At 69.3% G+C, this 862-nt stretch carries 1 protein-coding gene and 1 pseudogene; both read left to right on the top strand.

Translation table 11 applies throughout. The annotated features are described in order from the left end of the window. The coding region (locus tag DBR23_RS27495) for a DMT family transporter (RefSeq protein ID WP_233250790.1) at positions 1 to 696 on the top strand (696 nt) is incomplete at its 5' end. Then, a pseudogene (locus DBR23_RS31995) lies at positions 693 to 862 on the top strand (DUF429 domain-containing protein); the annotation flags it as partial. The gene DBR23_RS27495 and the pseudogene DBR23_RS31995, both read left to right, overlap by 4 nt.

The following is an 862-nucleotide window of genomic DNA, read 5'->3' as shown; positions in this document are numbered from 1 at the left end:
GAGTGGGGCTTTGTGGTCGCCAGCGGGCTGCTGCACGTGGCGTACTTCGTCATCCTGCTGCGCGGCTACCGCGTGGCGGACCTTACCGTGGTCTATCCGCTGGCGCGGGGCTCGGGGCCGCTCTTGTCGTCGCTGGTGGCCATCACGCTGCTGGGTGAGGAGATCTCGGCGCTGGGTGCCTTGGGCATCGTGGGCGTGGTGGGGGGCGTGTTTCTGATCGCGGGTGGCCCGGGCCTGCTGCGCGCCGCGCACGACCCTGCCGCACGGGCGCGGGTGCACAAGGGCATGTTGTACGGCCTGCTCACGGGGGCCTTCATTGCCAGCTACACGGTGGTCGATGGCTATGCCGTCAAGTTCTTGCTCATGTCGCCCATCCTGGTGGACTACATGGGCAACTTTGTGCGTGTGGGCCTGCTGGCGCCTGTGGTGCTGCGCGACCTGCCCACGGCCCGCACGTTGTGGCTGGCGCAGTGGCGTTTTGCCCTGGCCGTGGCGGTGGTGAGCCCGGTGGCCTATGTGCTGGTGCTGTATGCCATGCAGCAGGCGCCCCTGTCGCACGTGGCCCCGGCGCGCGAGGTGTCCATGCTGTTTGCCGCCCTCATCGGTGGGCACCTGCTGGGCGAGGGTGACCGCGTGGCGCGCATTTTTGGCGCGCTGTGTATTGCTGCAGGCGTCACGGCGCTGGCCTTGGGATGACGGCCGCCGCACCACAATCCCTGCTGCTGGGTTGCGACTTCTCCAGCAGCCCCACGCGGCGCAAACCCATCGTGCTGGCGCTGGGCCAGCGCCAGGGCGCGCGCGTGTCGCTCACCACGCTGCAGCCGTTCGACACCCTGGCCGCGTTTGGCCAGTGGCTGGCGCA

It is taken from the genome of Acidovorax sp. HMWF018, assembly GCF_003061035.1.
Taxonomy (GTDB): Bacteria; Pseudomonadota; Gammaproteobacteria; order Burkholderiales; family Burkholderiaceae_C; genus Acidovorax; species Acidovorax delafieldii.
The sequence above is the reverse complement of the archived record's forward strand: the minus strand, read 5'-3'. Positions and strand labels throughout refer to the sequence as shown.